Origin of the sequence: Alteromonas aquimaris (assembly GCF_026183695.1) — a bacterium.
Lineage (GTDB): Bacteria > Pseudomonadota > Gammaproteobacteria > Enterobacterales > Alteromonadaceae > Alteromonas > Alteromonas aquimaris.
This window is the reverse complement of the sequence record NZ_JAPFRD010000010.1, coordinates 115973-142729: the sequence shown is the minus strand read 5'-3', so window position 1 is coordinate 142729 and position 26757 is coordinate 115973. Positions and strand designations below refer to the sequence as shown.

Here is a 26757-nt window from a genome sequence, read left to right as displayed (position 1 = left end):
AAATCAAGTAAAGGCAGCTTCCGCTGCCTTTTTTATTGGGTTCGTTTCAGTCACGAGTAAAGAGGATTAATTCCTGCAAGGCCGATTGATTAACCTTAATTAAACCTCTTTTGGGGCGATCTAAGTCAATTATGATAAATACGATAAGGGTGATCAAAAATGACACTAAGGTTAAAGGGAGCGTAATTCGCTTTCCGGTTAAACCCGAAGAGTAGCCCATGATCCCAACGGAAGCGACGAAGACCACAAACAGCAGAAACAGGATGGGTTCGGGGACATGAGAACGCAAAATAGCATTACGTTTACCTTGACTGTCTATTGCTGCATTTAATGCTTGCGTAAAAGCACCACTGGTTACTGGACGAGGATCCTCTTTGGAGACGGCCACAGCTAGCTGCCATAACTGATTTTGTATCTCTGCCACTTTACCATCAAATGCCATTCTTACATTTTTCTCATCTAAGGGGACTTTGCTTACCTGAACCCGTAGCTTTATGTATTCCTTAAATAGGGACTTTGCCTGCGGTTGGTATGCTTCAGGCAGAAGTTGCACCCGCAAGAGGGCTGTCCCAATTGCATTTGCTTCATCGATCAATGCCATGCTGCGATTATCGAACCGCTGCATTGACATACTAAAGGTAAAGCCAAGCAGTAAAGCCAATAACCCTAGGATACTGCCTTGAACTGCACCCGTTAAGGCTTTTACCTCGTCATCTGTACTCGCTTGTACAACGCGACCCAGGCGGAAACTGAGTTCGTTGAAAGACATAATGGCCACGAAAAGTACAAGTGCTATCGAAATACTACTGAAACTAAAAAGCAATTCTGACTGCTCCACCAAATTTTATCCCTTATATATAGTTAAATAACCACCAGCATTGCAATATTTAGTTTAACAATCAATGAGTTTTACAAGCTCAGCGTTAGGTTCAATCATCTTTAAAGTTGGATTGCACGCGCTTGCGTTTCACAGGCATGTGTCCGGCATCTTCTCCAGACATGGTTTTGACGCGCTTGGTAGTTTTACCTTCATCCGGGGCGGTTGGGGTAACGTGTTTACCGGCCTCTGAATTATCAGTCTTGTTCTTTTTGATTTTTTTACCGGTGAATTTAGCAGGCGAATCAGCATGGGGCACGCAATTAAGGGAATAACTCACATTCTGTTTAATCTCCAGAAAACTTGACCAGTCTCGAGGACCCACTAACGATATTGCATTTCCTTTATTTCCAGCCCGGCCCGTCCTTCCGATACGGTGTATATATTCATCTGCATGTTTTGGTAAATCAAAATTAATCACCAATCCCACTTTGGGTAAATCCAGTCCTCTTGAAGCCACGTCAGTGGTAACTAAAATACTGTGCTTACCGCGGGCAAATTCAGACATAATATTAGCGCGTTTGCTTTGGGCTAGCTCACCGCTAAGAGAAACAGCGAATCGTTGCTTTTGGTTGAGCAATTCAGTCAGCCTGCTGGTGTCCTCTCGGGTTGCCGTAAAAATAATCGCCTGATTAAACGTTTCATTATCTATGCATAGTTGCAGCAGTTCGTCTTTATGTTCAATATGATCGGCAAAATAAAGTTGTTGTTGAATATCACCATGTTCTGCGCCTGCGTCTCCCACCGCAATGCGTACCGGCGACTTTAATAACTGCTTGCTTAACGAGGTCATTGCGACAGAATCGGCGGTAGCGGAGAACATTAAGGTTTGTCGTTTGCGATGATCAGCCTGTTCATTAATCTGAATAAGGGCGTCGGCAAAACCCAGGTCCAGCATACGATCTGCCTCATCCAGTATAAGCAGTTCCAGCCCATTCAGAAAGAATGCTTTGTCGCGAAGATGGTCTGCAATCCGCCCAGCAGTACCAACAATAATATGAGGGTTTTTACGCAACTGCTTAGCCTGGTCATTAAAATTCTCCCCGCCTAAGACCAGTACGCTTTTAAGTCCTAAAGAACTAGTCAGTGTTTTTACCTCCCCAAATACCTGTTTTGCCAACTCTCTGGTCGGTGCAAGAATAAGCACGCGGGGGTCTTGCTTACTCAACGCTTTTTGGCTCAATAATCGATGTACGGTGGGAATGAGAAAAGCCAGGGTTTTACCCGAACCTGTTTTCGACGATGCAATAATATCCTGACCTTTTAACGCTGGCAGAATGGTTTTCTGCTGTATTTCAGTAAGTTCTTGAAATCCTTTCTCTACAAGACGGGAAACGATTTTGTGGTGGACTGGGAGGTCAGATATCTGCAATGTAAACGCTCGGTTGCTTAAAAACGGTTATTATCCGCTATTGTAACAGCATTATAAAGTCTGCAGCAGAAAGATTGCGGGCTAGGGGAGCCCGCAAGGTGACAACGATTACAGCGTCATTTCTGGAATGTTACCCTCGACGATTAATTTACCCGCCGTTTTTTCCTTTATTTCTTCCACCGACACGCCGGGAGCGCGTTCTTTTAAATGGAAGGCGCCATTAGCCACTTCTAGCACCGCCAGATCAGTGATAATCCGTGTAATACAATTAACCCCTGTTAACGGAAGAGTACAAGAGGGCAGGAGCTTAGAGTTGCCATGTTTGTCAGCATGCGTCATGGTAACAATAATGTTCTTCGCCCCGGCGACTAAGTCCATTGCACCTCCCATTCCTTTAACTAATTTGCCTGGGATCATCCATGATGCGATATTCCCATTTACATCCACTTCAAAGGCTCCAAGCACAGTAAAGTCTACATGGCCGCCGCGAATCATGGCAAAGCTTTCAGCCGAATTAAAGATAGACGCGCCTGCAATTGCAGTGACGGTTTCTTTACCTGCGTTAATCATATCTGCATCCACTTCGTCTTCCGTGGGATAACGTCCCATGCCAAGCAAACCATTTTCTGACTGCAACATGACTTCAATACCGTCCGGAACATAATTCGCTGCCAGCGTAGGAATACCGATCCCCAAATTGACATAACTACCATCCTGGAATTCACGCGCTACGCGCATTGCAATTTGATCTCTGGTTAATGCCATCTTAACGATCCTCCTTAGCCAATACTTTGCGTTCGATGCGCTTTTCAAAGGTACCTTTAATTACGCGGTCAACGTAAATGCCAGGGGTATGGATCTGGGTGGGATCCAATTCACCTGGTTCCACAATTTCCTCAACTTCTACTACTGTAATTTTGCCCGCGGTCGCGGCCATAGGGTTGAAGTTTTGCGCGGTGTGACGGTATATGCAGTTACCGAAGCGATCCGCCTTCCACGCTTTAACGATGGCGAAATCACCAGTTATTGATTCTTCAAGTATGTAAGGACGGCCATTAAACTCCTTTACCTCCTTACCTTCGCCCACGGGGGTACCATACCCGGTCGCCGTATAAAACGCAGGAATGCCCGCTCCACCTGCGCGCATTTTTTCTGCCAGCGTGCCCTGTGGTGTGAGCTCTACTTCCAATTCACCATTGAGAAGTTGTTTTTCAAACAACGCATTTTCACCCACATAGGATGAAACCATCTTCTTAATTTGTTTATCTTCTAACAAGATGCCTAGCCCGAAGCCGTCAACGCCACAATTGTTCGAGACAATGGTTAACCCTTTCACCCCTTGCTTTTTAATTTGGGCAATCAGCCCTTCAGGAATACCACACAAACCGAAACCACCGGCGATCACGGTCATATTATCTTTTAGGCCCTGCATGGCTTGTTCGTAGCTGGTGACTACCTTATCAAAACCAGACATTTTGCTCTCCTAATCATTGTTTTTGTTAATAGGAAGTATCAGGGAGTAAAAATAAATTGTAAAATTAATTTAATATCAAGATTAATAAATAAAATTTATAAACATCTATGTCTATATCCTACCGTAATATGAATGCTTTTATCCAAGTGGCGGAGTCCACCACTTTTGCCGAGGCTGCAGACAAACTACACATTACGCAACCAGCCCTGTCAATTGCCATCAAAAAAATGGAAGCACAGTTAGGCGGGGCATTGTTTTCCAGAAGCACTCGTCGCGTACAACTTACCCCAGAAGGTCGCACTTTGTTGCCAAAAGCAAAACGATTGATTTATGAGTGGGATGATACCGTCCTGGATATGCAGAACTTATTTGCGATGAAAAAAGGGACACTTTCCATCGCAGCAATGCCATCCTTTGCGGCCTCCCGCTTGCCTGGCATCCTTCAGCGCTTTCATCTTAACCAGCCCAACGTGCGAATACGTGTTATGGACGTAGTGATGGAAAAAGTGATTGAACTGGTTGTGGGAGGAAGGGTAGAGCTGGGTTTTACCTTTGAGCCAGAAAATTGCGATGGCTTGTGTTTTTATCCCTTATTTAAAGATGCATTTATTGTTGTGGTGCCCTCTGGTCATCCACTTGCTCAATGCTCATTGGGGGTGGAGTGGGAAACCGTCTGCCAATCTGATTTTATTGCTATGAACCGTGGCTCATCACTGCGCAAATGGATTGATGAAATTGCTTTAAGGCATGACCCACTGAACATTGTTGCCGAAATGGGTCAGTTGGGCACAATAGGTCAGTTAATCAAACAGAACATGGGTATTTCCATCGTTCCATCATTGTGTCAGGAGCAAATGGAAAATATAGGGCTTACGTGTTTGCCATTACGCAATTCTCCGCTACAAAAAAATGTAGGAGTAGTGCGTTCGCTGCGGGGCAGTATGTCAGTAGCTTCACTGACACTTTGGGAACAGTGTTGTGATCAGGCTACGATCACCAAATGAGCGCATAGGGTACAGATTCGACGTTAGTGCGCATCCCTTTCGATGCTTACCACTTTTTCTTCGGAGCAAAAAGTTCGTCCAGCTCATCTCGCTCAGCTTCTTTTTTACGTGCACGATCTTCAGCGTTGGTATTTTTTAAATTATCCTGAATTTCGTGCAGCCAGTCTTTAAGGGTTTGAAGACGCGAGGTGACGTACTCGTCAGGCTGAGTTTGTGCTTCCAGCGCAATTATTGCTTTTTCAAAATACTGTCTTGCCGAACCTAACATTCCAGAATTCATTGCCTTGCGGCCTCGTCGCGCGAGTGTTTCAACATTAACTTTTAGTTGCAGGCGCTCTAGATTTTTGTCTTCTTCGATAAATGTCTTCGTATCCACTTTCCCTTTCGAATGCTCGGACCGCAACATGATTCTGAGCTTTTTTACCGCCTGTATATATTGAATTATCATCTTGTCGTTATCAGGCAAAGTAAAATCGTTGACGGGTAAACTATCCGTATTTTCCAGTGCATTGGCGCGGTTCTCCGCATCGGAAATACGTTGTTTGATATCTGCCGTGGACTGTCTGGTAGAACGTATCGCTTTTAAAGCATTAACGATCCGATTCTGTAAAATTTGTAAGATACGCGGTGATATTGGCATATTACTCGCGGCCATCATGATATTTTCTGTTTCATCGATAATGGCTTTTTGCTTGGCGACTTCGGCCCGTTCTTCAGCCTCCAGCTTTGCACGATGCTGCTGAAACGCATTAATAAAAATGGCTGCGATAATCAGCACTACGATTAAAATTATTATTATAGTGAACATAAATCGTTAAGCTCGCTTGTTCTTGGCGCATACATCATTATCGACTGCGACAGTTTTTCATTAATACTATTTCGGCAGAGTTTACGGTAATTTGACAACAAAAACACTACCACCTAGTTCACCACCATTCGATAGGGTGATAGTTCCACACAAAGTATCCCGGGTATGAGCCGCAGCAATTAGTCGGGCAAAGAATAGCCCTAATCCTGTTCTGCCTTGGCTGACGTGAAATTCAGATAGTTCAGTATTGCTTTTAATCATCATATCGTCGGGGTAGCCAGGACCATCATCTTCTACACTGATGACTAAATGAGAATGCTCTTCTTTAGCGCTCAGGCGAATTTTTGATGTACCGTATCGTAAAGCGTTTACCACTACATCGTTTATTAGCATGTAAACTAAATCCCCATCCAGATACCAGCTCAAATCGTCAGCAACATTGACCTCGATGGCCACTTTTCGCTGATTTGAATATAACGCATTCGAACCCGTTACATCTTCAAACAAATCCGCAATAAAGTGTTCATCGACTGTGATCGGCAATGTTTCAAGTTGAGCGCGGTAAAGAGACAGCATCTGCACGAGGTTTGTATTTAATCGTGAGGCTTCGTAATGAACATTGGCGACTTGATTATGTGCTTCGTCAAGTTCTCTAGGTATAGAGTCTGATAGATTTTCGATTGATTGTATCAACAGACACAGGGAATTTTTCATATCGTGAACTGCAGCCGCCAACACGGAGGAGAAGTCTATATTGGAAGTGGCGTTAGTGTGATCCATCTGCTCAGATTCGATTTTTTTATACACGACTATTCATCCTTTTATACGCTACTTAAAAGGGAAATGATAGAAAAAATATATTCTTATAACTACGTTAATAAATGAATACGTAAGGTAGTTGAAATATTTCTCTTGTTCGCAAATGCACGGCTTATTTATTCCCTAACATTAAAGTTTTATAGCAATCATGGTGAGATTTCGATATAACGTTATCATTAACCGAATAAAATTCCAGTAGGTAGCGGATACCTTGATATGAAATTACAACAGCTGCGCTATATCGTTGAAGTGCTCAATAACAATCTGAACGTTTCAGCCACAGCAGAGAGCTTGTACACCTCTCAACCAGGGATAAGTAAGCAAGTACGCATGTTGGAAGACGAATTAGGCGTTCAAATTTTTGGACGTAGCGGTAAACATCTTACCCATGTTACCGATGCAGGGCATGATGTTATCAACATATCCAGAGAAATTTTAGCCAAAGTCGAGAGTATAAAGGCAGTTGCCCGCGAACATACTTTACCTGATCAGGGCAAACTGAACATTGCGACTACGCATACCCAGGCGCGTTACGCGTTACCGGATGTTATCCAGGGGTTTATGAACAAGTACCCCAAAGTCTCCTTGCATATGCACCAGGGGACGCCTTCTCAAATATCCGATCTGGCGGCGAAAGGCGAAGCTGACTTTGCTATTGCAACGGAAGCACTGCACCTCTATAACGATTTGGTCATGCTACCGTGTTACCACTGGAACCGTAGTGTAATCGTAAATAAAAATCACCCGCTTTCTAAAAAAGAATCAATTGAAATCAGCGATATCGCTAAATACCCATTAGTCACCTATGTATTTGGATTTACTGGCAGAAGTGAACTTGACCAGGCATTCGAACGTGCTGGCCTCACCCCCAAAATTGTATTCACTGCGACGGATGCTGACGTGATAAAAACGTATGTCAGACTAGGGGTAGGTATCGGTGTCATTGCGTCCATGGCGGTAAGTGAAGAGCTGGATGCAGATTTGGTAAAAATCGATGCCAGTCACTTGTTTGACTACAGTACAACAAAAATCGGTTTCAGAAAGGGTTCTTTTCTGCGCAGTTATATGTATGACTTCATCGAACGTTTTGCGCCACACTTAAGCAAAGATAAAATTGAAAAAGCGATGATGTGTAAAAATAACGATGAGGTGGAAAAAATGTTTAAAGGTGTGACCTTGCCAGTTAAATAACGGGCAGCTACTTGCTGCCCAGATAAGGTGTTAACATTCAATTATATTCACTGCCAAACCGCCTCGCGCGGTTTCTTTGTATTTCGTTTTCATATCATTGCCTGTCTCACGCATCGTTTTAATAACTTTATCCAACGACACTTTGTGTTCACCACTTCCGCGCAAGGCTAAACGGGAGGCATTAATCGCTTTTATGGCACCCATCGCATTACGTTCGATACATGGAACCTGGACCAAACCGCCTACCGGATCGCAGGTTAAGCCCAAATTGTGCTCCATTCCAATCTCAGCCGCATTTTCTACCGCAGCCACAGAGCCACCCATAATTTCTGCTAAGGCACCAGCTGCCATGGAACAGGCAACACCCACTTCACCCTGGCAGCCTACTTCTGCTCCTGAAATAGAAGCATTCTCTTTGTATAAAATCCCGATGGCTCCAGCAGTCAAAAGAAAGCGACTCGCGGTTTCTGCATCCATAGGACGAACAAATTTATCATAGTATTGCATGACGGCTGGAATGATCCCTGCGGCACCATTGGTGGGCGCTGTGACCACGCGACCGCCCGCTGCATTTTCTTCATTCACCGCCAATGCAAACAAATTTACCCAATCCATAGTTTGCATAGGATCATTAGAGCGTTCGTTTTGTAAGCGGCGGTAAAGACCAGGTGCGCGTCGAACCACTTTTAAACCGCCAGGTAAAATTCCCTCACTTTCAATGCCACGATTGATACAGGCTTGCATTACCTGCCAAATATCAAAAAGCATTGAACGGACTTCTTTTACCGGCCGATGAACAGCTTCGTTTTTCATCATTAATGAACTGATGCAAAGCCCATGTTCTCGACACATTGCCAACAGTTCGTTAGCGCTCTTAAACGGAAAGGGAACCTTTGCTTGCTGAGACAAAGCGTGATCTTTAACTTCTTCAAACTCTTCGTCTTTAATAATGAAACCGCCACCAATACTGTAGTAGGTCTGCTGACGAATGGCTTCCTCCCCTTTATAGGCAAAGAAAGTGAGCGCATTTGCATGTCGTGGTAACGACTTACGGCGATGAAATACAATGGCATTTTTATTTGGGAAGGCAACTTCATGCTCGCCATTTAGCAGCAATTTTTGACTGTCATGAATTTCTTCAAGTCGCCTTTCAATCGAATCAACCTCTACTGATTCGGGCAACTCTCCCAATAACCCCAGGATAACCGCTTTGCCTGTCCCATGGCCTTTTCCGGTTTGCCCTAGTGAACCGTACAGTTCTACTTTTATGGAGGTGATCTGTTCAAGTATATTATCGCTTTTAAGTTTTGCAGCAAACTCAGCGCCAGCCCGCATGGGGCCTACAGTATGCGAGCTTGACGGGCCAATCCCGATACTGAACATATCGAAAATACTAATCATAGGGTCTAAGTCCAAACTATATTTTATGTGATCATGCATGTAGTCCAAGCTAACTACAACATAGTTAAGAAAATGTAGCTTAAGATGAGGAGGGACGTCTGTAAACTTAACTTGATAGTAAAAGAACAATGTGAAAGTAACTGATAAGGTTAAATAGCGCAGAAATAAATCAATTCATTCATGTCTCTTCGGCGATTAAATGAAATGACAGATTTCGTAAAATCGCAGCAGTCGCCCCCCAAATCATGTAAGCCTTCCAAGGAATAAAATAAATGGGAAACGTTTGCCCATGTCTATGCGTTTGATGGATTAAGTGGTTTGAACGGTCCATTAGGAAAGAAAGGGGGGCCTCAAAGGCACTCGCCACCTCGTTCTGATCCAGCGTTAATTTGCAATGAGGTTCGACAAATCCTAAAACGGGTTTGATGGTATAGCCGCTGATCGTACGATAGTTGGGTAACGTACCGATAATTTGCACATTTTCGGGGGGTAAGCCAATTTCCTCTTCGGCTTCGCGTAGAGCCGTACCGACGGGAAAACTGTCACCGGTCTCAGCACCCCCGCCAGGAAACGAAACTTGTCCTGCATGGTGGCGTAAGTGATGGGCGCGTTCAGTTAACAATACTTTCAATTCGTCTTGATAATCCACCAGCGGAATGAGAACTGCGGCGGGCCGACCCGTATAAGAAAGCGGATAATCGCTTTCTGAACGTACTCGCTCAATATGATGATAGCGACGGATGAATTCCGTTCTATTCATGCATTTCCCCCAACACCGGTAAAATTTTCGATACTTTATCCAGTGTTTCCTGATATTCATCTGCGGCATCGGAATCCAAAACAATCCCTCCACCAGCCCAACAATAAATGCGGTTATTTTCGGTAAGCAATGTGCGAATAAGAATGCTGGAATCCATGTCACCGCGGATGCCCATGTATAACATGCTGCCACAATAGACATGCCGCCGGTGAGGCTCTAATTCGTCAATGATTTGCATCGCTCTTATTTTTGGAGCTCCTGTTATCGAGCCCCCTGGAAAAGCGCCTGCCAGCAGATCCCAGGCGCTGCTGTCTGACTTTAACTTACCTTTAACTGTACTGACAAGATGATGAACAGCAGCGTAGCTTTCAAGTGCGAAAAGTGAAGGGACCTCCACCGAATGGGGCTGACAATGCTTGCTTAAATCATTTCGCAGCAAATCAACAATCATTAAGTTTTCAGCACGATCTTTGTCAGCGTTCAGCAGTGACTCGCTGCTTTCCTTGTCTTGGGCAGGGTCTGTATATCGTGGTCGCGTGCCTTTGATGGGCTTGGTTTCAACATTGGTTTGATTGACGGATAGGAAGCGCTCAGGAGAAATGCTTAAAACGCAGTTGTCCGGCAGGCGCATGAAAACGGAAAATGGGGCTCTATTTTGGCGTTGCAACTTAAGATAGGCGTCCCACTCACTTCCTTCGTAATTTGCACAGAACCGTTGTGCCATATTTACCTGATAACAATCACCAGCCTGCAGGTAGTCGTTAATTTTATTGAGCGCTTGCGTATATTCTGACTGGGATAGATTGGCCTGCCATTGAGATCGCAATGAAAAAGAGGGTTGAGTTATTTTCCTGTTGAGCCATTCTTGAACATCAATAGCTGGACGAGTCGAAAGTCTGCATTCAAAAATTTCCCCTGATACGCTATCTTCAATGAGCGCATGTTCATAAATACCAATAGCCATATCCGGACAGCTAAGCTGGTTTAATGCGTGCGAGGGCAATTGTTCATAATATCTTCCAAGATCATAACTACATAACCCCACTGCGCCGACCAGAAAGGGGAGGGCGCTGATCGTCTCTGCTGCCAGCTCACTATTAATCGAAAAATGTCCAAGGTGCGCTTGTAACAGGTTGCTCACCGTTTGCAGGGGCTTCTCGTTGCTCTGGCTGCATTTACCCGTCATTTGATCGTGGATAATGGTACGCCCATGTTCTGCCATCACCACAAAGGCTGGTGCCCATACGGCTATATTAAATCGGGCGTTGCTTTCGCGACTTTGTGCTGAATCAAATAAAACTGAAAAAGGTGAGCTTTCGATGCATTCGAACAACGCGTGTAAGTTAACCGACGCAGGGCACGTAAGTGCAGTTACCGTGATTTCTTTAGGCAAATTATCAAACATATGAACAAGTGAAAAATAAATTGATTTTAATTCGGGCGATAAAGGCACACGAAGCATACTTTTTTAAAATATATTTGCCTTGAACGGCTAATTGCTTGGTGAGCATTGTTAACTTGCGCTAGTATACGCTTTTTTGTAATGCCAAGACTATAATTAAACCGTTTATCTATCTTTAGCCTGTGCTTCACCGTTAACACAATTTTTCTTGTTACAGTGTCGAAGCAGGAACAGTTAGTGCCAGAATATCGCAGCCGATGAACATAGCTTTGCTAACAAAGATGATAAAACAGGCCGTAAAATACACGAGGAAGACATGACCGTAATTCGTCAACAAGACTTTATTGACAGCATTGAGGATGCCCTTCAGTTTATATCTTACTATCACCCGCTGGATTATGTGAAAGCTGTTGAACAGGCTTATTTAAAAGAACAAAGCCAGGCGGCAAAAGATGCGATGGCGCAAATTTTAATCAATTCACGCATGTCCGCGGAAGGGAAACGGCCGTTGTGTCAGGATACCGGTATTGTCACCTGTTTTGTGAAAATAGGCATGTCCGTGCAGTGGGACAAGCACGATATGACGGTACAGCAGATGGTGGATGAAGGAACACGTCGTGCCTACCTCAATTCAGACAATCCGTTGCGAGCATCCATTGTTTCCGATCCGGCAGGGGCAAGAAAAAACACCAAAGACAATACGCCAGCAGTTGTGCATATTGATATGGTTACAGGCGATAAAGTTGAAGTCATGATCGCCGCCAAAGGTGGTGGCTCAGAAAATAAATCGAAGATGGTGATGCTCAACCCAAGTGATGATATTGCTGACTGGGTGGTTAAGACCTTGCCTACTATGGGAGCGGGCTGGTGCCCACCCGGTATGCTTGGTTTGGGCATCGGCGGCACAGCCGAAAAGGCAGCAGTATTAGCTAAAGAAAGCCTGATGGATCCGGTGGATATACAAGAATTGATGGAGCGAGGCCCACAAACTACCGACGAAAAACTTCGTCTCGAAATATTTGAACGCGTCAACAAACTCGGTATTGGTGCGCAGGGGCTTGGTGGTTTAACCACAGTTGTCGACGTAAAAATTAAGTCTGTCCCCACCCACGCTGCATCCAAACCGGTAGCAATGATCCCTAATTGTGCGGCAACACGTCACGCGCACTTTTATCTTGATGGCAGTGGGCCAGCTGAATTGAAAGCGCCAAAACTAGAAGAATGGCCAGAAGTCACCTGGGAAGTCAGCGAAAATACTCGCCGCGTAAATATGGATAATTTAACCAAAGCCGATATCCAGGATTGGAAAGTAGGAGAGACAGTACTGCTTTCTGGCAAAATGCTGACAGGTCGCGACGCTGCACATAAACGCATTCAAACCATGCTTGAAAATGGCGAAGGTCTCCCCGAAGGGGTAGATCTCACTAATCGATTTATTTATTACGTAGGGCCAGTTGATGCGGTAGGCGATGAAGTGGTTGGCCCGGCCGGCCCAACTACCGCGACGCGAATGGATAAATTTACTGACATGATGCTTGAGCAAACCGGACTTATTGGCATGATCGGTAAAGCTGAGCGCGGACCGGCCACCGTCAAATCTATTGCTCAACATCAAGCGGTATATTTAATGGCAGTGGGCGGCGCCGCTTATCTCGTCTCAAAAGCCATTAAGAAGGCGCGTGTGGTGGCGTTCGAAGACTTAGGGATGGAAGCTATTTACGAATTTGAAGTCGAAGACATGCCCGTTACCGTAGCCGTGGATAGTACGGGCGCTAATGCCCACGAGACCGGACCTGCAATCTGGAAAGCAAATATTGAGTCATTAGACGCTGAACTTTCCAAATAATATACTGATGGGGGCCGACTGGCTCCCTACTTTTATACGGACTATTTAGACGTGATGTATTTTGACCACCTACCTTCGCTGGCACTTATAGGTGTGGCGGTAATTTTGAGTTTTATGTTTGGCTGGCTACTTGGGCATAGGAAACAGGCTAAAGCTATTCAGGAATTTATCGCAGAAAATACGGTGTTAAAACATCAACTAGCACAATCTCAAGCTGAATCGGCGCACCAGATTTATAAACTTGAAGATGAGTTAAACGCGCATCGCGAGCAGATTTATCATTCTCGTACTCAACTTGGCGAGTTAACAGCAAAAGCCGAACAACTCGAGCAAAATGAAGAACGCTTGTCACAGTTGCGTTATGAACTTAACGAAAGCAAACGTGATTACGCGGCGCTACATGGTCGCTATGAAGCTAAATCAGCGCGCCTGATTGAAATTGAAAAGTCCCATGAGGAGAAGTTAGCCCTCATGGAACAAGCTGAGCAACGCTTACAAACGCAATTTGAGAATCTAGCCAATAAGATTTTTGAGCAAAAGAGCGAAAATTTTAGCAAATTAAACGAGTCAGGCCTGACCGCGATATTGTCACCACTTAAAGAACAGATCGAAGGATTTAAGAAACAGGTTAGTGATCAATATATTCGTGAAGGCCAGGAGCGTGCATCGTTAAAGACAGAAATTCATACCTTAAAAGAGCTCAATCAAAAAATCACTGAGGAAGCGGCCGCACTTACTCAAGCCCTAAAAGGTGATAATAAAAAACAGGGTAATTGGGGTGAAGTCGTACTCGAACGCATTTTAACTGAATCTGGATTGCGTGAAGGACATGAATTTGAAATTCAGGTGAGTGCCCGTAATGAAGCGGGAAAACTCCGACAACCTGATGTTGTAGTGCATCTGCCTAACAATAAAGATGTCATCATTGATTCAAAAGTGAGTTTGTCTGCCTATGAGCGATTCTATAATGCTGAGGAAGAGATCGAACGAAAACGGTTGTTAACTGAACATGTGAATTCAATTCGAACTCATATTAAAGGGCTCGGAGCGAAAAATTATCAGCACCTTGAAAGTATTAAGACGCTGGATTATGTGTTGATGTTTATTCCGATTGAACCGGCTTTTTTATTGGCCATCGAAGAAGATCCCGAACTGGTTAATCTGGCGCTTTCACATAACATCATGTTGGTGAGCCCGACTAATTTACTTGTGGCCCTACGCACAATAAATAACATCTGGCAATATGAGTACCAAAATCAGAACGCGCAGAAAATAGCGCAACATGCCACTAAGTTATATGACAAATTCGTTGGCTTTATCACCGATATGGAAAAAATTGGTAAGTCACTGGAGACGACTCAGAAACATTATGAAGGAGCCTTCAGTAAATTGAGTCAGGGAAGGGGAAACATGGTACGGCAAGTAGAACATTTTCGTCTCTTAGGGGTGCAATCATCTAAACGTTTAGCAGGTGAATTAGTTAACAACGAACTGGATGACGAGACTGAAAATCTGTAAATAGGTGCGGGGATGCAAGCACAATGTTTAACATGTAGGATCATACATCGGATCAGGCATTTTGGGTGGGAAGTGTCGATTTAATCTGACAGGCAGCAAAAGACAAGGAGCAGACCTTCATTGTTGTAGTCTCTTACTATCTGTAAGTGCCATATGCAGACGCAGAGCAACTCAGGTTTGACTGATCACTGTGGGTAGAAAGCGGTAACTCGCTATTCTCGTTATTTCCAAAATCTATTCTCTAGACATCTGATTGGCAAACAATGATTAGCGGACATTTGTCCGCTGAAGAATTACCTATCTAAAGGGCTTGTAGTTCCAGAAGAATGCTGACCTATAACGTGAGTGTAAATCTGCGTGGTTCTCAGATCATTATGCCCCAGTAACTCTTGAACAGTCCTGATATCAGCGCCAGAAAGCAGCAGTTGTGTTGCAAATGAGTGCCTAAAGGTATGTGCAGTCACATGCTTTGTAATACCTGATGCTTTAACTGCTCTTCTTAGCACTTTGGTTAACGCTGTCCAGTGCAGATGATGGCGGCAATAATAGCCATCGACTGGATGCTGGCATCGGTTTGTCGAGGGGAACAAATACTGCCATTTGAACTCTTTAATCGCATAGGGATACTTTCTTGCCAGCCCGGTAGGCAAACTTGTTTCACCACCACCTTCCGCGATGTCCTTTTGGTGAACCTGTCGAACTACGTCAATTTGATCCTTTAGAGAGGCGATTAGATTGTTTGGTAACAACGTAACTCTATCTTTACCGCCTTTTCCACAGAATACAAAAACACTTTTCGCAGCGAAATCGATATCTTTTATTCTAAGTTTTAGCAGTTCAGCTTTACGTAGCCCACAGCCGTACAACAAAGAAAACATGAGCCGATACTTTTCACTCATCTGACTAATGATTTGCATTGCCTCATCATGACTTAAGACGGTAGGTACTCGTTTAGGCGCTCTGGCTCGAACAGTATCCGGTAAAAGCGTTAGCTCTCGCTCAAAGACGTGTTTATACATAAACACGATTGAGCACAGTGCCAAGTTTTGTGTTGAGGAGGTAACATGTCTGTCAACAGCAAGATGAGTGAGAAACGCAGTGACCTCTTGGTCACCCAGATCTTTCGGATGACGTTTTTGGTTAAAAAGAATGAATCGCTTTATCCATAGAAGATAGGTCTTCTCAGTCTGAATAGAATAATGTTTGGTCCTCATTATTTTGCGTATACTTTCAAGAAACGGGCTTTGTGCCATGAAATATTTCCAATTTTGTTTTGTGTGTAATTACTGAGAGTTCTCAGTAACACGCATTATAAAATCGTCATGAGTGCGATGTAGCCTGTACTAGGGATGGGTTTGGATTCAGATTTGGGTATGTAATTACTGTGAAGTCTCACTAAATGCACAAAATGAGTGTTAAACGTGTCTAACTCATTGAAAATAATAAGGTTAACAATTTTTTTGAAGTCTGGTTTACTGAGAAGTAGCAGTAACACGCAGAAATTCTGATGGTAAAACACTCAATTTTTAAAGTAAGCTAGTGATATCAATAAAGAATTGTGGAGACCAGCAGTGAAAGTCTATGTGTGTTACTGTGAGGTCTACATAATAAGATGTTATAAGCACAAGGAATTGCTATGAGTCATGAAGAGATTTTTTTTATATTTTCTGGTGTTTGGATTGTTCTAATTATAATAAGTTTTTTGGTATTCTTTGTTAGTAAAAATGCAGAGCGTAAGAAAAAACTTTGGGTACCATTTATCATTTTTGCGGGTGCTCTTTTTATAGTTGTTATGTATTTAATGGATTCTGACAAAGAGGAAATATATTTTATGGTACCGATGATTGTACTTATTTCCTTTTTTAATATCCGTTCAACAAAATTTTGTAGTGCTTGTGGGAAAACAAATAAAAACTATAATTTTTTTTCACAGCCTAAGTATTGTAGTGACTGTGGCCAAGCTCTTGAATAGAGTGCGTATAACAAAAAAATTAAAACGTGCGCGGTTGCGCACTGGGACAAAAACACAGCGCCGCTTCGCGATTGTGGCGCTGCGTTTTTGCCCTTTATTTAGCCGTTAAGTGTGATTTTCGATGAGCATTTTCAAGTTTCAGCCAAGATGGAAAGAAGAGCTGGTCGTTACTGGTCCAGGCGGTTCATTTATACTTGAGTTTCCTATGGGAATCCTTACTGCTTATCTTCCAACACACTCAGCGTGGGAAAAGAAAGGTCCATGTTGGGCACAGGATCTTTGGCCCCAGTTAAGGCTGGAGCTCGAGAAATGGTGCGTTGAAAACAAAGCTCAGTTCGTCATTGATGCATCTGCTGGTGTATACGAATGGGCAAAGTGCTAGCCACACTTAACAAACCGCAGCATTCGCTCCCGCTGGTCGCTGGGACGTCCAAAACGCTGCGCTTATTTGGTCAACCATGTGCGGAGCGTTAGCCACTCTAGGTGAGTATGAGATATATTTTTTTAGCTTTATTCCTTCTGGTATTTTCTAATCAGTCGCTAGCTTGCAGTTTAGCGCTCGGTTATGAGCCATTTAGAACATCTCCAACTTATTTAAGTGGCAAGCAACCTGAGGCTCCAGTTGCGTCTGTTACTTCCATTCAAAGAGGATTTGATGATGGTAATGGAGGTTCATGTTCCGATGCGGGCATTATTACCATCAAAGTCGATGGTGCTAATTCAATTGGTACAACCGGATACAAATTTAGAGTTAAAAACGATGACGTTTTTGCGAATATTTTCCCTTCAGAACCTGTAAAAATCTCCTCATATAGGGCTAAAGATAGAGAGTTGAGCTTTGCGTGGTATGACCTAGGCAGTACCCAAAACCAAACAATAGACTTTGTTGTTCAAATTGTTGCTGTATCGCACTCAGGTGTAGAAAGTGAGCCATTTGACTTGCTAGTAAGTGAGCTAGGCAAGTAGAGTGGCTAAAAATTAATAAGCGGTTTTTAGGGTCCGCTTCATTTAAATGTTATGTGGCAATGGAAGCAGATGAGTTGGTTTAAAATTTTTATATTCTCGTTGCTACTTGTAATCTTTCAAGTAACTCCGACTACATTAACTAGCCTCTACTTAGGTATAAATCAAGAACTTAGTTTATTAAGGTTTTGGGGCGAGTATTTTGCAATTGGGTTTATGGGGTTCTTAGTTTTCTTCCTTATGGGCTTTCAACGTCTTCCTAATCCATATTTACATGCTTTTATAGTAGCTCTTTTACAACACCTGTTTTGCGTTGTATTTTATATCGCTGTGCTAGGAGGGATGAGCTACAGTATTCTTTCAGCCATAGAGCTATCTTTTACTTTGCTTGCATTGCTCGCAGGCACATTTTTAGGTTTAAAAGTTGCCCACAGCAAAGGTGAGCAAGTTGCCACATAACAAGCACTTTAAAACGCGCGCAAGGGCGCGCTGGGACAGCAACACAGCGGCGGCTTCGCCATTTTCGCCGCTATGTTACTGCCCTTTAAGTCAAAGTTATACGCAATTGGTCAGAATAACTTTTTAACATCGCGGTAAAAGTTCTCATGCGAGCCAAGTGCTATCAATTCAAGTATTACAGTGCCATCCTCGTAGCTGTAACCGAGTAAAGTTAGCTGCTTAACCATCTTGAACTTGTATACGCGAAGAAAAGCTAGGTCGCCTTTTTTCTGCTCTCCTAAAAGAGGATCATCCATCAGCTCCTTTACAGCTTTATCCAAATCTTTTTTCTGATTCTGATGTAACTTCTTTACTGCTCTCTTAAAATTAGCTGTCTGTAAAACACTGGTAATCTTAGCCAAAATCGTAAGGCTCCAATTTTCCTACCTCTTTTTCAGCTTTGGAAATAATGGCCTGTTTCACGAATTCGTATGGTAAATCGGGATTATCTTCCATCATTTCGCCTATCTTTGCCCAGTGCTCAATTTGTTTTGGCATAGTTCTGTTTAGTGCTTTGCCCATAATGGTCGCTTTCTCAACTAAATTTTGGTCTAGTCTTACGCTTGCTGTTGCCATAACATGTCTCCTAATAGTACACCACTACATTGTAGCAATGCGCTACATATGTAGCAAGTTGCGTATGAAAAGCGCATTAACACTCGCTGCGCTCGCTAGGGAGAAAATTCGTAGGCTCCCTGCGCTTCGCTTGGTATTGTAGCCTTGGTATTTTGCCCGTTATCCGGGCGCTATTTCTGAGCCTCTGCTTTCCTCCCTGAGAAGATCGTCTGCCAATATTAGCTATAGATCCGCAACTCGCTCATAGGCGAAAATCGACTCCTAAAGTGGCAACTGCCGCTTTACGTACTCAAGAGACTGTCAAATTTGATTACGCTCTGTTTTTAAAAACTGTCAAATTAAATGGTGACTAACCCATTTAACACCATACGATATTTTTCTTGGCAAATAGTCGCTAATCATCCATGCTTAGATAACGCGCATCTACTACTATCTTGCCCATGCAAACGTCGCAAAATCTCAGATTAAAAAAAATATCGCTGACCACCGCATTGTTGGTGCCGCTCCTTGTATTACTTATTCCCTTTTTCGCCACTCTAATTAGTGTGCATGTCAACTGGGGAGTGTTCGACTTTCTCTTGGTTGCTTTGATACTAATAGTAGCGTCATTAAGTTATCGGACTATCGCAAATAAAACACGCAGCTTTCGTTATAAAGCGGGGGTCGCTACAGGCCTCGTCGCCTATCTACTAAGTACCTGGATGAATCTTGCTGTGGGTATAGTTGGCAGCCCAGATAACCCGATAAATCAAATATTTCATGGTTTTTTGTTATTCAGCGCTATCTGTGTTGTGTTTGGCCGCTTCAGTACAAGAAGCCTTTTCGCCGCGTTTATTATTCCAGCTCTGAGTTTCCTTTTTATGGCGGGCATTACTTTCTCTTATCAGGAAGTGATTGTTGTACCCATCATGTGCCTCATCCTGGCAAGTCTCTTTGTGTTGGCGACGTGGTTAATTCGTTCTACTGAATCTGTTCGTCGCTAGTAACTATTTGATTACGCCCAAAGTGCTTCGCCGTCAATAAACGCTGCTCGGCACGTCTTATCCAGGCACGCCAGTTGCTTTCACCGTTTATGCTGGCAATACCGAAACTGGCTGTCACTTTGGTACCCTGGAGCAAATGTAATTTTTCGATCGATAAGCGAAGTTGTTCTGCAACTAGATTAGCCTTTTCCATGGGAGCATTGAATAACACCACCAAAAATTTTTCGTCAGATAGACGAAAGAGTAAATCAACTTTTCGACAACGTTGCTTTAAAAAATTGCTTACACCCTTTAGCACACCGTCCGCCACATCCTGTCCCAGGTTTTCGCTTATTTGTTTGAAATGATCAATTTCAAAGGCCAGTGCTGAGATTGAAATTTCACTGCGTTGGGCTTGTTCAACCACTTTTGACAGCTCTTCATCTAGCGTGCGCTTGTTACGAAGGCCGGTTAACTCGTCAGTGACAGCTAGCTGCATTAACTGATCATGTTGTACCGAGATCACACGAATAAATATTGCTGTAAAAGCTGCTACCATGGTGAGCGTGATCGACATTCTGATGGCTAATGTCAGTTCAAACGTGAGCAGAATGTTAGGTAGAAGAATAATCAGCATTAACGCACTGGCAAACCAAGCTCTGCGTTCTGGTAGCATAAAGAAACACGCTATGATGGCTGGAAAGCACCATAAGCAACCGAATATGCCCTGAGTAATGAGTAATTCCAGTAAAAATACGATAACTGCTGGCACTAAGCCAAATAAGATCAGATCAGTATGGTAGCGTTTATACTTGACCGTACTGATAGCATTAAGCGCAAGAACTGCAATAATCCCGAACGAGTAGACCGCTAGTGTTATCTGGCCGTTAATCAAGTGATTGATTGCGAAAGGCAGGCCCATAACCACAAAGACGCAGGCAATACGAAGCGAGGATTTATAGAGAAATTCATCTTCTGAAAGCGAAAGTCGCTGAAACCATTTCAACAAAAAACTACCTGCCGTTTAGTCAAATAGGCTTTATTGTAGATGGTTTGACTGCAAAAAGTAACGCCTAACGATTGCTAATCCTCAATAATAACAAACCGGATGAAGCTGTAAGCAGCCCAGAGTGAGGTAGAGAAATCCACCAACTGTCTTTTAACATGGTAAGAAAGGTCTTGGTTTCCTGTACCTTTTTCTAACTTTATCTGGCACGATGAGTTGCTCTATCGCAATGTTAATCACATTTCGCTTTGGATTGAGGTGAGTAAATTAACTTGCTGACAAAAGCAGCGAGTAAAATTACTCACCGCTTTTAGGCTTGCTTAAATAGTTCGGGTGGCCAGGGCAGGAGATATCTGGGCCGCTCTAAATGCGGGGCCAAAGGCAGCAAGTTGACCTACAACAAACAATAATACTACTCCTGTAGGAATGTAGTACCAGTCAAGTGCTTTAACGGCAAACCATTCAATCAGCATAAAATTCAAACCGATAGTCAAACCCACCCCAAGAATGAGCCCGAAACTACTAATTATCAGATTCTCAACCATAAAATAGCGGATGATAGCCTGTTTACTGGCGCCAAGTGCTCTGCGAGTACCAATTTGTTTGCGCCGCCGATTTACATTAAAACTAGCCAGGCCAATTATGCCTAATGCAGTAATCAGTGTGAGCAGGATCATGGTGGCTGTAAGAATGTTAATCATGGCACTATGTTGGCGATAACTTTTATCCCTAGTCGCGGTGATTGTTTCAACATTACGTATTATTCGGTTGGGATATTGATTTGCTAGCGTTTCCTCCAATGATGTCATTAGCTTATCGCGCATACCGGGTTCTGTGCGAATCAAGTATCGCATACTAGGAAATGCCATCATTTCAGGTGTGAGGGTAACGTGATCTAGGTTGTTCCAGCCAACCCAAGGCGCTTGCAGTTTATCAATTATTCCTTTTATGATCATAGCTTCGTTATCCCCGATATAGATGGTTTTACCAACAACTTCATCTATGCCGAGTTCTGGAAATAAGCTTTTAGCAAGCGCCTGGGTGATAATTGCCAAATCGGGCCAATCTGATTGGTTACGCTCTCTAAACCTTATATCCTCCGGACTAAAGTTTTCGCCTGCTAGCAGTTCGGCATCGTAGGTATTCAAGGCATGATCATCGACCATGTAGTTGGCGGTACCTACACTTTCAATTTCTTCCCCTGGTTGGGTAGCTAACCCCATCGACCAACCACTTCCACTCATTGGAATAGCGTTCACCTGAATAGCATCGATAACGCCTGGCGTATTTCGAATCAGTGCTAAATCTTCGATAGTGACGCGCTTGCTTTCAAAGTCTTTGCCGAATCCTGTGGTCGTCAAATAAAACGTATTCGCTTCATCCAAACCGCTTTCCCGCTCCATCATTGCCTTACGCTCAACAATGATAAATACAGCGTTGACGATAATCGTCATCGTCACGGCAATTTGTAGTGCAATCAGAATTGCGCCTACTTTATTACGAAGGAGTGCCCGCATGATGGGGCCAAACTCTAAGTTGCTCATGTCATTTTCCTATTGATTACGCAATTGAGTGGCAGGGGGCACTGAGCATGCTTTCCATGCGGGATAACAGCCAGCCAGTACACTTGAAACAATTGAAAGTACGATTGCGATACCTACGATTGTCAGGTCCATTCCCACATGCTCACTGATAAAGTCACCATACATGGACTTGACAGCTTCTATGCCAGCCAGTGCTAACGCAAGGCCTAGGATGCCGCCAAGAATTCCAATCAATGCGGACTCAGTAATGTATTGAGAAAAAATGGCTTGTTTGGTTGCACCAATTGCTCTGCGTAACGCTATATCGGAGGTGCGGGTGGCATATTTAGAAAGCAGTAGACCCACTGTATTTAATAAACACACTAGCAGAAACAACGACGCCAGCCACATCATAATCTGTGCATCATCAGCAACGACTTCCTGAATTTCCATCCACTCCATTATGGCTGAAATACGATTGTTTAGGGGGCGAGGAAAGCGGCCTAACGTTTTTTGCTCTTCCACGTACGCATTTAAGAAAGAAAGATATTGCTTCTGTTCCGCTATATCATTTAGTTCTACCCAAAACTGATAATTTATGCACTCAGACATTAAATATCCTTCAAACCCTTCACCATCAGGGTCTTTCCAGCAATTGTTGTTACCACCACTACTTAATTCTAAAGGACGTTTTAATGTCAAAGGCATAAAGACATCTTCAGGGCTTTGGAAAGCACCAGTACTGACATCATAAAAACGCGGAATAGGTTCATAATCGTCCAGTACACCCACTACGCGGAAACGATTACCCCCGATAGTTAAGCTGCGGCCTACTGAATTCTCCCCCTCGAAAACTTGCTGATTTGTTTTTTTGCTCAGTACCACTACCTGTTCCATGTTGTCATCTGCATCTGATGGCCAGGGGCCGCCATATAAGAAAGGTGGTTCAAACATGCTGAAGAAGTTGGTGTAGGTGAGTCTTATTCCTGCCATAAAAGGCTTTAATTCGCGGTTGTCAGACTCAATTACCGCTCCCGAAGTGCCCATAGCTACTTGCTTGAACTGGCGGTGTTGCATAAGATTATTAGCATCTCGCCAGGTCACTTGATTAGGGGGTTCATTTTCATCATTAAAAGGGAAGTGGGGGCCCCAATTATCTAGCTGCACATAAAACAGCTGGTCACTTTTATGCGGAATGGGATTAGATGACATCATATAGTTCACGGTAACAGTGGTCATACATGCGCCTATCCCTAGTGCTATCGCCAGCACCATTAAGCTGCTCAACCCCATATTACGGCGGATACTTTTCACCGCTAAATTTAAATAGTATGTAAACATGTTTTGCTCCTGCTATTGATTCGAAGCAGCAGCTAAAGGCATGATAGTTTCAGCCTCACTGATTTGACCGTCCCGCACAAACACGTTGCGGGAAGTCTGCATAGCAAGTTCGGGATCGTGTGTGACCATGACAATGGTAGTGCCTTGCTGATTGATCTCCTGCAATAGCCCCATGACGCTTTTAGCCATTTGGCTATCCAGGTTTCCTGTGGGTTCATCTGCCAGTAAAAATCTTGGCTTACCCGCTAACGCTCTGGCGATGGCAACGCGTTGTTGCTGTCCACCGGACAACTGAGAAGGTAAATGCTTCATTCTATTTGCCAGACCGACTCGCGCAAGGCTCTCTTCTATCCTTTGATGCCGTTCAGCACGACTTAAACCCCGATAGCGTAAGGGCACATCGACATTATCAAAAAGATTCAAATCAGGAATTAAATTAAAGCTTTGAAAAATAAACCCAATTTTTTCGTTTCTTAATTGACTGCGCTGCTTATCTGATAAGGTTTTTACATCTATTCCATCTAGCAGATAACTTCCCGATGTATGATTTTCCAGCAGTCCAGCTATGTTAAGAAAAGTGGTTTTCCCCGAGCCTGAAGGTCCTGTTACAGAAACAAAATCACCCTCGTCTACACTGAACGTAAAGTTTCTCAACGCATGGGTTTCGACCAATTCAGTCCTGAATGACTTACATAGGTTGTTCATTTTTAACATGTTCATTCCTTGGTTTTTATTGTGTAAGAAGTACCGTGTCAGCACCGTTAAACTGTTCAAGCCCGGAAACGATGATCTTATCGCCAACGTCCAGGCCCTCTAAAATTTCCACTTTCGATAAACTGCGCGAACCGGTAGTAATGGGTACAAGATACGCCACGTCGCCATTAATTCTGTACGCGACTTTACCCCCACCACTTTGTAAAAACTGTCCCCGTGCGACGTACAGAACGTCGTCTTTAGTTTCCATTAAAATTCGGGTCGTCAGGCGCTGATTTTGGCGTAATCCGGTGGGCGAGGGGTGAGATGTTCCCGTTTCGCTTGCCGCGATAAAACGCACCCGTCCATTAACTTTGTTGTCCTGAATTTCTGGAGAGATGGTGACAAGTTGGGCAGGGAATTTATTACCGTTAAATTCCACTTCAGCAGCCATGCCAATGGCGAGGTCATCGGCATAACTTTCAGGTATGTCTATTTCCAGCTCAAACTCACTTAAATCCACCACACTTAAAATGGCTTGATGTTGTGTTACCTGATTTTTCTGCGCGACGGCCAAATTTCCTACTATGCCATTTACTGGAGAGAGCAGGGTTAATTCATCCACCTTTCGAGCAAGATCCGCTACTCTCAGCCGCTGCCGGTTAAGTTGATGTGAACGGCTTTGAATTTCAAACTCTAAGCTTTCAGCATTCAGCTTAGCGTCATCCACCGCGTGCTGGTGGACGAGTTTAGCGTTATGAAGGTCATCCTGTGCTTTTTCATAATCGATCGTGCTAATTGCATTCGTTTTGAACGCTTTATCGGCACGTCGTTTTTCTCGTTCAGCCGCAGTCAGCGCCACTTGGGCAATATCAATTGCTTTTTGATCCTCCAACATTTGTTTTTTCGCTTGAATTTTTTGGCGCGCCAATGCAGTGGTGACTTCGTCAAGTACCGCTTGTTCTTGCTCTAACTCACTGGTGAGTGCCGGGCTGTCAATGGTGGCTAACGGCTGTCCTTGCTTGACCTCATCACCCGCATCCACTTCAAAGGTAATGGTGCCTTGGGCAGGACTGTATAATTTAGGGCTGATAGCAGCCACGACACGGCCCTGAACTGATAAATCCCTGACAAGATCACCTCGTTTAACTGTTGAAATTCGTACTCGTTCAGTGGAAACACTTGCTTGTGAGTTTCCCCATTGAGTTAAAACGGGTATGAGGTAAAGCGCCAGAGCGATAATGAGCACAAAGGTACAGATGATATAAAGCGTTTTACGAGATTTTTTGGGTGCGATCAGGGTGTCCTGTCCACTGGTATCGGCAATATGCATAGCAAATCATTTTTAAGTTGTTTTTTGCTATGTCGAGCTGAGAAGACAAAAAGTTTAAACGGATCAAAAAAATATCTTAAAAAAGACGCATCACACGCTGATGCGTCAACGTATTACCGCTAATCGCGATTTCGCCCCAGTCGATCATGACTGGAGACCCAATGGCCAGTAATCACGGCGCAGGCCAATGAAATATCACCAGCAAGTACGGTTGCAGCCACAATCTCGGCAAATTTATTCGCTTTGCCTTTACCGTAACATCCTAATAACTCCAGACATTCGCGTTGCGTAGGTAATCCAGTGCCCCCGCCATAGGTGGCAACGATTAAGGAAGGAAGAGTAACGGAAAGATAAAGATCGCCGTTGGGTAAAAGTTCGTGGGATAATAAACCTGCGTGCGATTCGACCACATTCGCTTCATCTTGACCGGTTGCAATAAACAACGAGGCAATACCATTGGCAGAATGGGGTCCATTGTAGGCAGCCCCTGCTAACATCGCCCCCATATTGGCCAATACCGACGATCGCGCCATAACCGTGGTTTCGACTTTCATCATTTTTCGCATGATATCTTTGTCGAGGGTAATTTCAGCCACCACACGCTTGCCCCGCGAATGCAACATATTTAAGTGAGAATGCTTTTTATCGGTATCCATGTTTCCTGATAGCAGGTATTCGCATTCTCCCGGATAATGGCGTTTAATCCATTCACAGGCTGCTAATGTGGCTTTACCCACCATATTTTGCCCCGCCGCATCGCCGGTGGTGTAATTAAATCGAACATAGCGCAAACGCGAGACGGACCATTGTTCCAGATGCTGGAGTTTGCCAATAGAGGTGGTGCTTTCTGCCGCCTGCCGAATACCTTCCATGTTGGCTTCCAGCCAATTGCCAAAATCTCGCGCTTCTCTGGCATCGTCAAAAATGAAAGCAGGAGCGCGTTGCATGAATTGTTCAACGACCGTGGTTTTGACACCTCCACACTCGTTTATCACCCGCATTCCTCGACTATAACTTGCCACCAACGTGCCTTCCGTGGTGGCGAGGGGCACATAAAACCGTCCTTGCGCGTGTTCACCATTAATATGCAAAGGACCAGCAACGCCTACAGGCATCTGCACGATACCAATAAAGTTTTCAATATTGCCAGGCAAGACGTTGGGGTCAATTGTGTATTCCCCTGTATATTTTAATTCAGCGCCCGTTTGTTCACGCAAAAAATCTCTGCGAACCTTAGCTTGCTCATTACTGTGATCATTTTGTCCATCTCTGGGAATACGATACTGCCCATTGCCCATATTGCCTCCTGAGTTACTTCAAAAAGTGAATTTTACTGCTCTGTGTCGATATGCGTGTCGCTTTAGGCTACCACATGGAAAAAGCGCACGGGTAAGAGTGTAAAGATACCGACCTCCTAT

General features: G+C 43.9%; 27 protein-coding genes. 9 read left to right on the top strand and 18 right to left on the bottom strand.

The features are described from left to right. Window positions 1-46: 46 nt before the first annotated feature. The 4 genes from OPS25_RS08320 to OPS25_RS08305 form a co-directional block, all read right to left on the bottom strand. Window positions 47-838, bottom strand: a complete 792-nt coding sequence (locus tag OPS25_RS08320; RefSeq protein WP_265617576.1) for a bestrophin-like domain — start codon at window positions 836-838, stop codon at window positions 47-49. Between the two features lie 91 nt (window positions 839-929). Then, the gene (locus tag OPS25_RS08315; protein WP_265617221.1) at window positions 930-2249 is read right to left on the bottom strand and encodes a DEAD/DEAH box helicase; all 1320 of its coding nucleotides are present in this window, start codon (window positions 2247-2249) and stop codon (window positions 930-932) included. A gap of 108 nt (window positions 2250-2357) precedes the next feature. Next, window positions 2358-3014 (bottom strand): CoA transferase subunit B, encoded by a 657-nt coding sequence (locus OPS25_RS08310; protein ID WP_265617220.1) that lies wholly within the window; start codon window positions 3012-3014, stop codon window positions 2358-2360. Between the two features lies 1 nt (window position 3015). Then, window positions 3016-3723 (bottom strand): CoA transferase subunit A, encoded by a 708-nt coding sequence (locus OPS25_RS08305; protein WP_265617219.1) that lies wholly within the window; start codon window positions 3721-3723, stop codon window positions 3016-3018. Between the two features lie 107 nt (window positions 3724-3830). On the opposite strand from OPS25_RS08305, the gene OPS25_RS08300 reads away from it, so the two are divergent. Further along, the gene (locus tag OPS25_RS08300) at window positions 3831-4727 is read left to right on the top strand and encodes a LysR family transcriptional regulator (protein ID WP_265617218.1); all 897 of its coding nucleotides are present in this window, start codon (window positions 3831-3833) and stop codon (window positions 4725-4727) included. Between the two features lie 46 nt (window positions 4728-4773). On the opposite strand, the gene OPS25_RS08295 is transcribed toward OPS25_RS08300, so the two are convergent. Next, on the bottom strand, window positions 4774-5535 hold the full coding sequence (locus tag OPS25_RS08295) for a hypothetical protein (protein WP_265617217.1): 762 nt from the start codon (window positions 5533-5535) through the stop codon (window positions 4774-4776). Between the two features lie 81 nt (window positions 5536-5616). Next, window positions 5617-6315 carry a sensor histidine kinase gene (locus OPS25_RS08290; protein ID WP_265617575.1) on the bottom strand — a complete coding sequence of 233 codons (699 nt, stop codon included), beginning with the start codon at window positions 6313-6315 and terminating at the stop codon, window positions 5617-5619. A 255-nt stretch (window positions 6316-6570) separates the two neighbouring features. Here OPS25_RS08290 and cysB point away from each other — a divergent pair, with 255 nt between their 5' ends. Beyond that, the gene (gene cysB / locus OPS25_RS08285) at window positions 6571-7545 is read left to right on the top strand and encodes an HTH-type transcriptional regulator CysB (RefSeq protein ID WP_265617216.1); all 975 of its coding nucleotides are present in this window, start codon (window positions 6571-6573) and stop codon (window positions 7543-7545) included. 30 nt (window positions 7546-7575) lie between these two features. Here cysB and OPS25_RS08280 read toward each other — a convergent pair whose 3' ends face one another. From OPS25_RS08280 to pabB, 3 genes are all read right to left on the bottom strand, one after another. Further along, a complete protein-coding gene (locus tag OPS25_RS08280) occupies window positions 7576-8946 on the bottom strand; it encodes an L-serine ammonia-lyase (protein WP_265617214.1) in 1371 nt (456 codons plus the stop codon). A gap of 178 nt (window positions 8947-9124) precedes the next feature. Then, complete coding sequence (locus tag OPS25_RS08275) at window positions 9125-9706, bottom strand: CoA pyrophosphatase (RefSeq protein WP_265617213.1); 582 nt, start codon at window positions 9704-9706, stop codon at window positions 9125-9127. Further along, complete coding sequence (gene pabB, locus OPS25_RS08270; RefSeq protein WP_265617212.1) at window positions 9699-11111, bottom strand: aminodeoxychorismate synthase component I; 1413 nt, start codon at window positions 11109-11111, stop codon at window positions 9699-9701. The genes OPS25_RS08275 and pabB overlap by 8 nt, the downstream gene beginning before the upstream one ends. 313 nt (window positions 11112-11424) lie before the next feature. On the opposite strand from pabB, the gene OPS25_RS08265 reads away from it, so the two are divergent. Further along, window positions 11425-12954 carry a fumarate hydratase gene (locus OPS25_RS08265; protein WP_265617211.1) on the top strand — a complete coding sequence of 510 codons (1530 nt, stop codon included), beginning with the start codon at window positions 11425-11427 and terminating at the stop codon, window positions 12952-12954. 54 nt (window positions 12955-13008) lie between these two features. Continuing rightward, window positions 13009-14472, top strand: coding sequence for a DNA recombination protein RmuC (gene rmuC, locus OPS25_RS08260; RefSeq protein ID WP_265617574.1), 1464 nt, complete (start codon window positions 13009-13011; stop codon window positions 14470-14472). 293 nt (window positions 14473-14765) lie between these two features. Here the strand turns inward: rmuC and OPS25_RS08255 are convergent, their stop codons facing one another. Continuing rightward, complete coding sequence (locus OPS25_RS08255; RefSeq protein WP_265617210.1) at window positions 14766-15725, bottom strand: integron integrase; 960 nt, start codon at window positions 15723-15725, stop codon at window positions 14766-14768. A gap of 383 nt (window positions 15726-16108) precedes the next feature. Here OPS25_RS08255 and OPS25_RS08250 point away from each other — a divergent pair, with 383 nt between their 5' ends. From OPS25_RS08250 to OPS25_RS08235, 4 genes are all read left to right on the top strand, one after another. Next, window positions 16109-16444 carry a hypothetical protein gene (locus OPS25_RS08250; protein ID WP_265617209.1) on the top strand — a complete coding sequence of 112 codons (336 nt, stop codon included), beginning with the start codon at window positions 16109-16111 and terminating at the stop codon, window positions 16442-16444. 121 nt (window positions 16445-16565) lie between these two features. Next, window positions 16566-16826 carry a hypothetical protein gene (locus tag OPS25_RS08245; protein ID WP_265617208.1) on the top strand — a complete coding sequence of 87 codons (261 nt, stop codon included), beginning with the start codon at window positions 16566-16568 and terminating at the stop codon, window positions 16824-16826. 107 nt (window positions 16827-16933) lie between these two features. Continuing rightward, window positions 16934-17410 carry a hypothetical protein gene (locus tag OPS25_RS08240; RefSeq protein WP_265617207.1) on the top strand — a complete coding sequence of 159 codons (477 nt, stop codon included), beginning with the start codon at window positions 16934-16936 and terminating at the stop codon, window positions 17408-17410. Window positions 17411-17479: 69 nt separating this feature from the next. Next, the gene (locus OPS25_RS08235; RefSeq protein ID WP_265617206.1) at window positions 17480-17866 is read left to right on the top strand and encodes a hypothetical protein; all 387 of its coding nucleotides are present in this window, start codon (window positions 17480-17482) and stop codon (window positions 17864-17866) included. A gap of 110 nt (window positions 17867-17976) precedes the next feature. On the opposite strand, the gene OPS25_RS08230 is transcribed toward OPS25_RS08235, so the two are convergent. Beyond that, window positions 17977-18267, bottom strand: coding sequence for a type II toxin-antitoxin system RelE/ParE family toxin (locus OPS25_RS08230; RefSeq protein ID WP_061997674.1), 291 nt, complete (start codon window positions 18265-18267; stop codon window positions 17977-17979). Then, the gene (locus tag OPS25_RS08225; RefSeq protein ID WP_265617203.1) at window positions 18260-18481 is read right to left on the bottom strand and encodes a TA system antitoxin ParD family protein; all 222 of its coding nucleotides are present in this window, start codon (window positions 18479-18481) and stop codon (window positions 18260-18262) included. The genes OPS25_RS08230 and OPS25_RS08225 overlap by 8 nt, the downstream gene beginning before the upstream one ends. Before the next feature lie 440 nt (window positions 18482-18921). On the opposite strand from OPS25_RS08225, the gene OPS25_RS08220 reads away from it, so the two are divergent. Continuing rightward, entirely contained in the window at window positions 18922-19464 is a 543-nt protein-coding gene (locus OPS25_RS08220; protein WP_265617202.1) for a hypothetical protein, read from the top strand. Here OPS25_RS08220 and OPS25_RS08215 read toward each other — a convergent pair. The 6 genes from OPS25_RS08215 to OPS25_RS08190 all read right to left on the bottom strand — a co-directional run bounded on the left by OPS25_RS08215 (window position 19442) and on the right by OPS25_RS08190 (window position 26637). After that, a complete protein-coding gene (locus OPS25_RS08215; RefSeq protein ID WP_265617201.1) occupies window positions 19442-20452 on the bottom strand; it encodes a GGDEF domain-containing protein in 1011 nt (336 codons plus the stop codon). The two genes, OPS25_RS08220 and OPS25_RS08215, sit on opposite strands and share 23 nt — an antisense overlap. A gap of 317 nt (window positions 20453-20769) precedes the next feature. After that, the gene (locus tag OPS25_RS08210; RefSeq protein WP_265617200.1) at window positions 20770-21993 is read right to left on the bottom strand and encodes an ABC transporter permease; all 1224 of its coding nucleotides are present in this window, start codon (window positions 21991-21993) and stop codon (window positions 20770-20772) included. Between the two features lie 9 nt (window positions 21994-22002). Next, a complete protein-coding gene (locus OPS25_RS08205) occupies window positions 22003-23313 on the bottom strand; it encodes an ABC transporter permease (RefSeq protein WP_265617199.1) in 1311 nt (436 codons plus the stop codon). A gap of 12 nt (window positions 23314-23325) precedes the next feature. Then, window positions 23326-24027 (bottom strand): ABC transporter ATP-binding protein, encoded by a 702-nt coding sequence (locus OPS25_RS08200; RefSeq protein ID WP_265617198.1) that lies wholly within the window; start codon window positions 24025-24027, stop codon window positions 23326-23328. Window positions 24028-24043: 16 nt separating this feature from the next. After that, a complete protein-coding gene (locus tag OPS25_RS08195; protein ID WP_265617197.1) occupies window positions 24044-25339 on the bottom strand; it encodes an efflux RND transporter periplasmic adaptor subunit in 1296 nt (431 codons plus the stop codon). Window positions 25340-25458: 119 nt separating this feature from the next. After that, complete coding sequence (locus OPS25_RS08190) at window positions 25459-26637, bottom strand: hydroxymethylglutaryl-CoA reductase (RefSeq protein ID WP_265617196.1); 1179 nt, start codon at window positions 26635-26637, stop codon at window positions 25459-25461. Window positions 26638-26757 lie beyond the last annotated feature (120 nt).

Excerpts from the sequence above, each read along its gene's own strand:
- OPS25_RS08310 (WP_265617220.1), bottom strand. The coding sequence starts at position 3,014 with ATGGCATTAACCAGAGATCAAATTGCAATGCGCGTAGCGCGTGAATTC.
- OPS25_RS08305 (WP_265617219.1), bottom strand. The coding sequence starts at position 3,723 with ATGTCTGGTTTTGATAAGGTAGTCACCAGCTACGAACAAGCCATGCAG.
- OPS25_RS08300 (WP_265617218.1), top strand. The coding sequence starts at position 3,831 with ATGTCTATATCCTACCGTAATATGAATGCTTTTATCCAAGTGGCGGAG.
- OPS25_RS08295 (WP_265617217.1), bottom strand. The coding sequence starts at position 5,535 with ATGTTCACTATAATAATAATTTTAATCGTAGTGCTGATTATCGCAGCC.
- OPS25_RS08290 (WP_265617575.1), bottom strand. The coding sequence starts at position 6,315 with ATGGATCACACTAACGCCACTTCCAATATAGACTTCTCCTCCGTGTTG.
- cysB (WP_265617216.1), top strand. The coding sequence starts at position 6,571 with ATGAAATTACAACAGCTGCGCTATATCGTTGAAGTGCTCAATAACAAT.
- OPS25_RS08280 (WP_265617214.1), bottom strand. The coding sequence starts at position 8,946 with ATGATTAGTATTTTCGATATGTTCAGTATCGGGATTGGCCCGTCAAGC.
- OPS25_RS08275 (WP_265617213.1), bottom strand. The coding sequence starts at position 9,706 with ATGAATAGAACGGAATTCATCCGTCGCTATCATCATATTGAGCGAGTA.
- pabB (WP_265617212.1), bottom strand. The coding sequence starts at position 11,111 with ATGTTTGATAATTTGCCTAAAGAAATCACGGTAACTGCACTTACGTGC.
- OPS25_RS08265 (WP_265617211.1), top strand. The coding sequence starts at position 11,425 with ATGACCGTAATTCGTCAACAAGACTTTATTGACAGCATTGAGGATGCC.
- rmuC (WP_265617574.1), top strand. The coding sequence starts at position 13,009 with ATGTATTTTGACCACCTACCTTCGCTGGCACTTATAGGTGTGGCGGTA.
- OPS25_RS08255 (WP_265617210.1), bottom strand. The coding sequence starts at position 15,725 with ATGGCACAAAGCCCGTTTCTTGAAAGTATACGCAAAATAATGAGGACC.
- OPS25_RS08250 (WP_265617209.1), top strand. The coding sequence starts at position 16,109 with ATGAGTCATGAAGAGATTTTTTTTATATTTTCTGGTGTTTGGATTGTT.
- OPS25_RS08245 (WP_265617208.1), top strand. The coding sequence starts at position 16,566 with ATGAGCATTTTCAAGTTTCAGCCAAGATGGAAAGAAGAGCTGGTCGTT.
- OPS25_RS08240 (WP_265617207.1), top strand. The coding sequence starts at position 16,934 with ATGAGATATATTTTTTTAGCTTTATTCCTTCTGGTATTTTCTAATCAG.
- OPS25_RS08235 (WP_265617206.1), top strand. The coding sequence starts at position 17,480 with ATGAGTTGGTTTAAAATTTTTATATTCTCGTTGCTACTTGTAATCTTT.
- OPS25_RS08225 (WP_265617203.1), bottom strand. The coding sequence starts at position 18,481 with ATGGCAACAGCAAGCGTAAGACTAGACCAAAATTTAGTTGAGAAAGCG.
- OPS25_RS08220 (WP_265617202.1), top strand. The coding sequence starts at position 18,922 with ATGCAAACGTCGCAAAATCTCAGATTAAAAAAAATATCGCTGACCACC.
- OPS25_RS08210 (WP_265617200.1), bottom strand. The coding sequence starts at position 21,993 with ATGAGCAACTTAGAGTTTGGCCCCATCATGCGGGCACTCCTTCGTAAT.
- OPS25_RS08205 (WP_265617199.1), bottom strand. The coding sequence starts at position 23,313 with ATGTTTACATACTATTTAAATTTAGCGGTGAAAAGTATCCGCCGTAAT.
- OPS25_RS08200 (WP_265617198.1), bottom strand. The coding sequence starts at position 24,027 with ATGTTAAAAATGAACAACCTATGTAAGTCATTCAGGACTGAATTGGTC.
- OPS25_RS08195 (WP_265617197.1), bottom strand. The coding sequence starts at position 25,339 with ATGCATATTGCCGATACCAGTGGACAGGACACCCTGATCGCACCCAAA.
- OPS25_RS08190 (WP_265617196.1), bottom strand. The coding sequence starts at position 26,637 with ATGGGCAATGGGCAGTATCGTATTCCCAGAGATGGACAAAATGATCAC.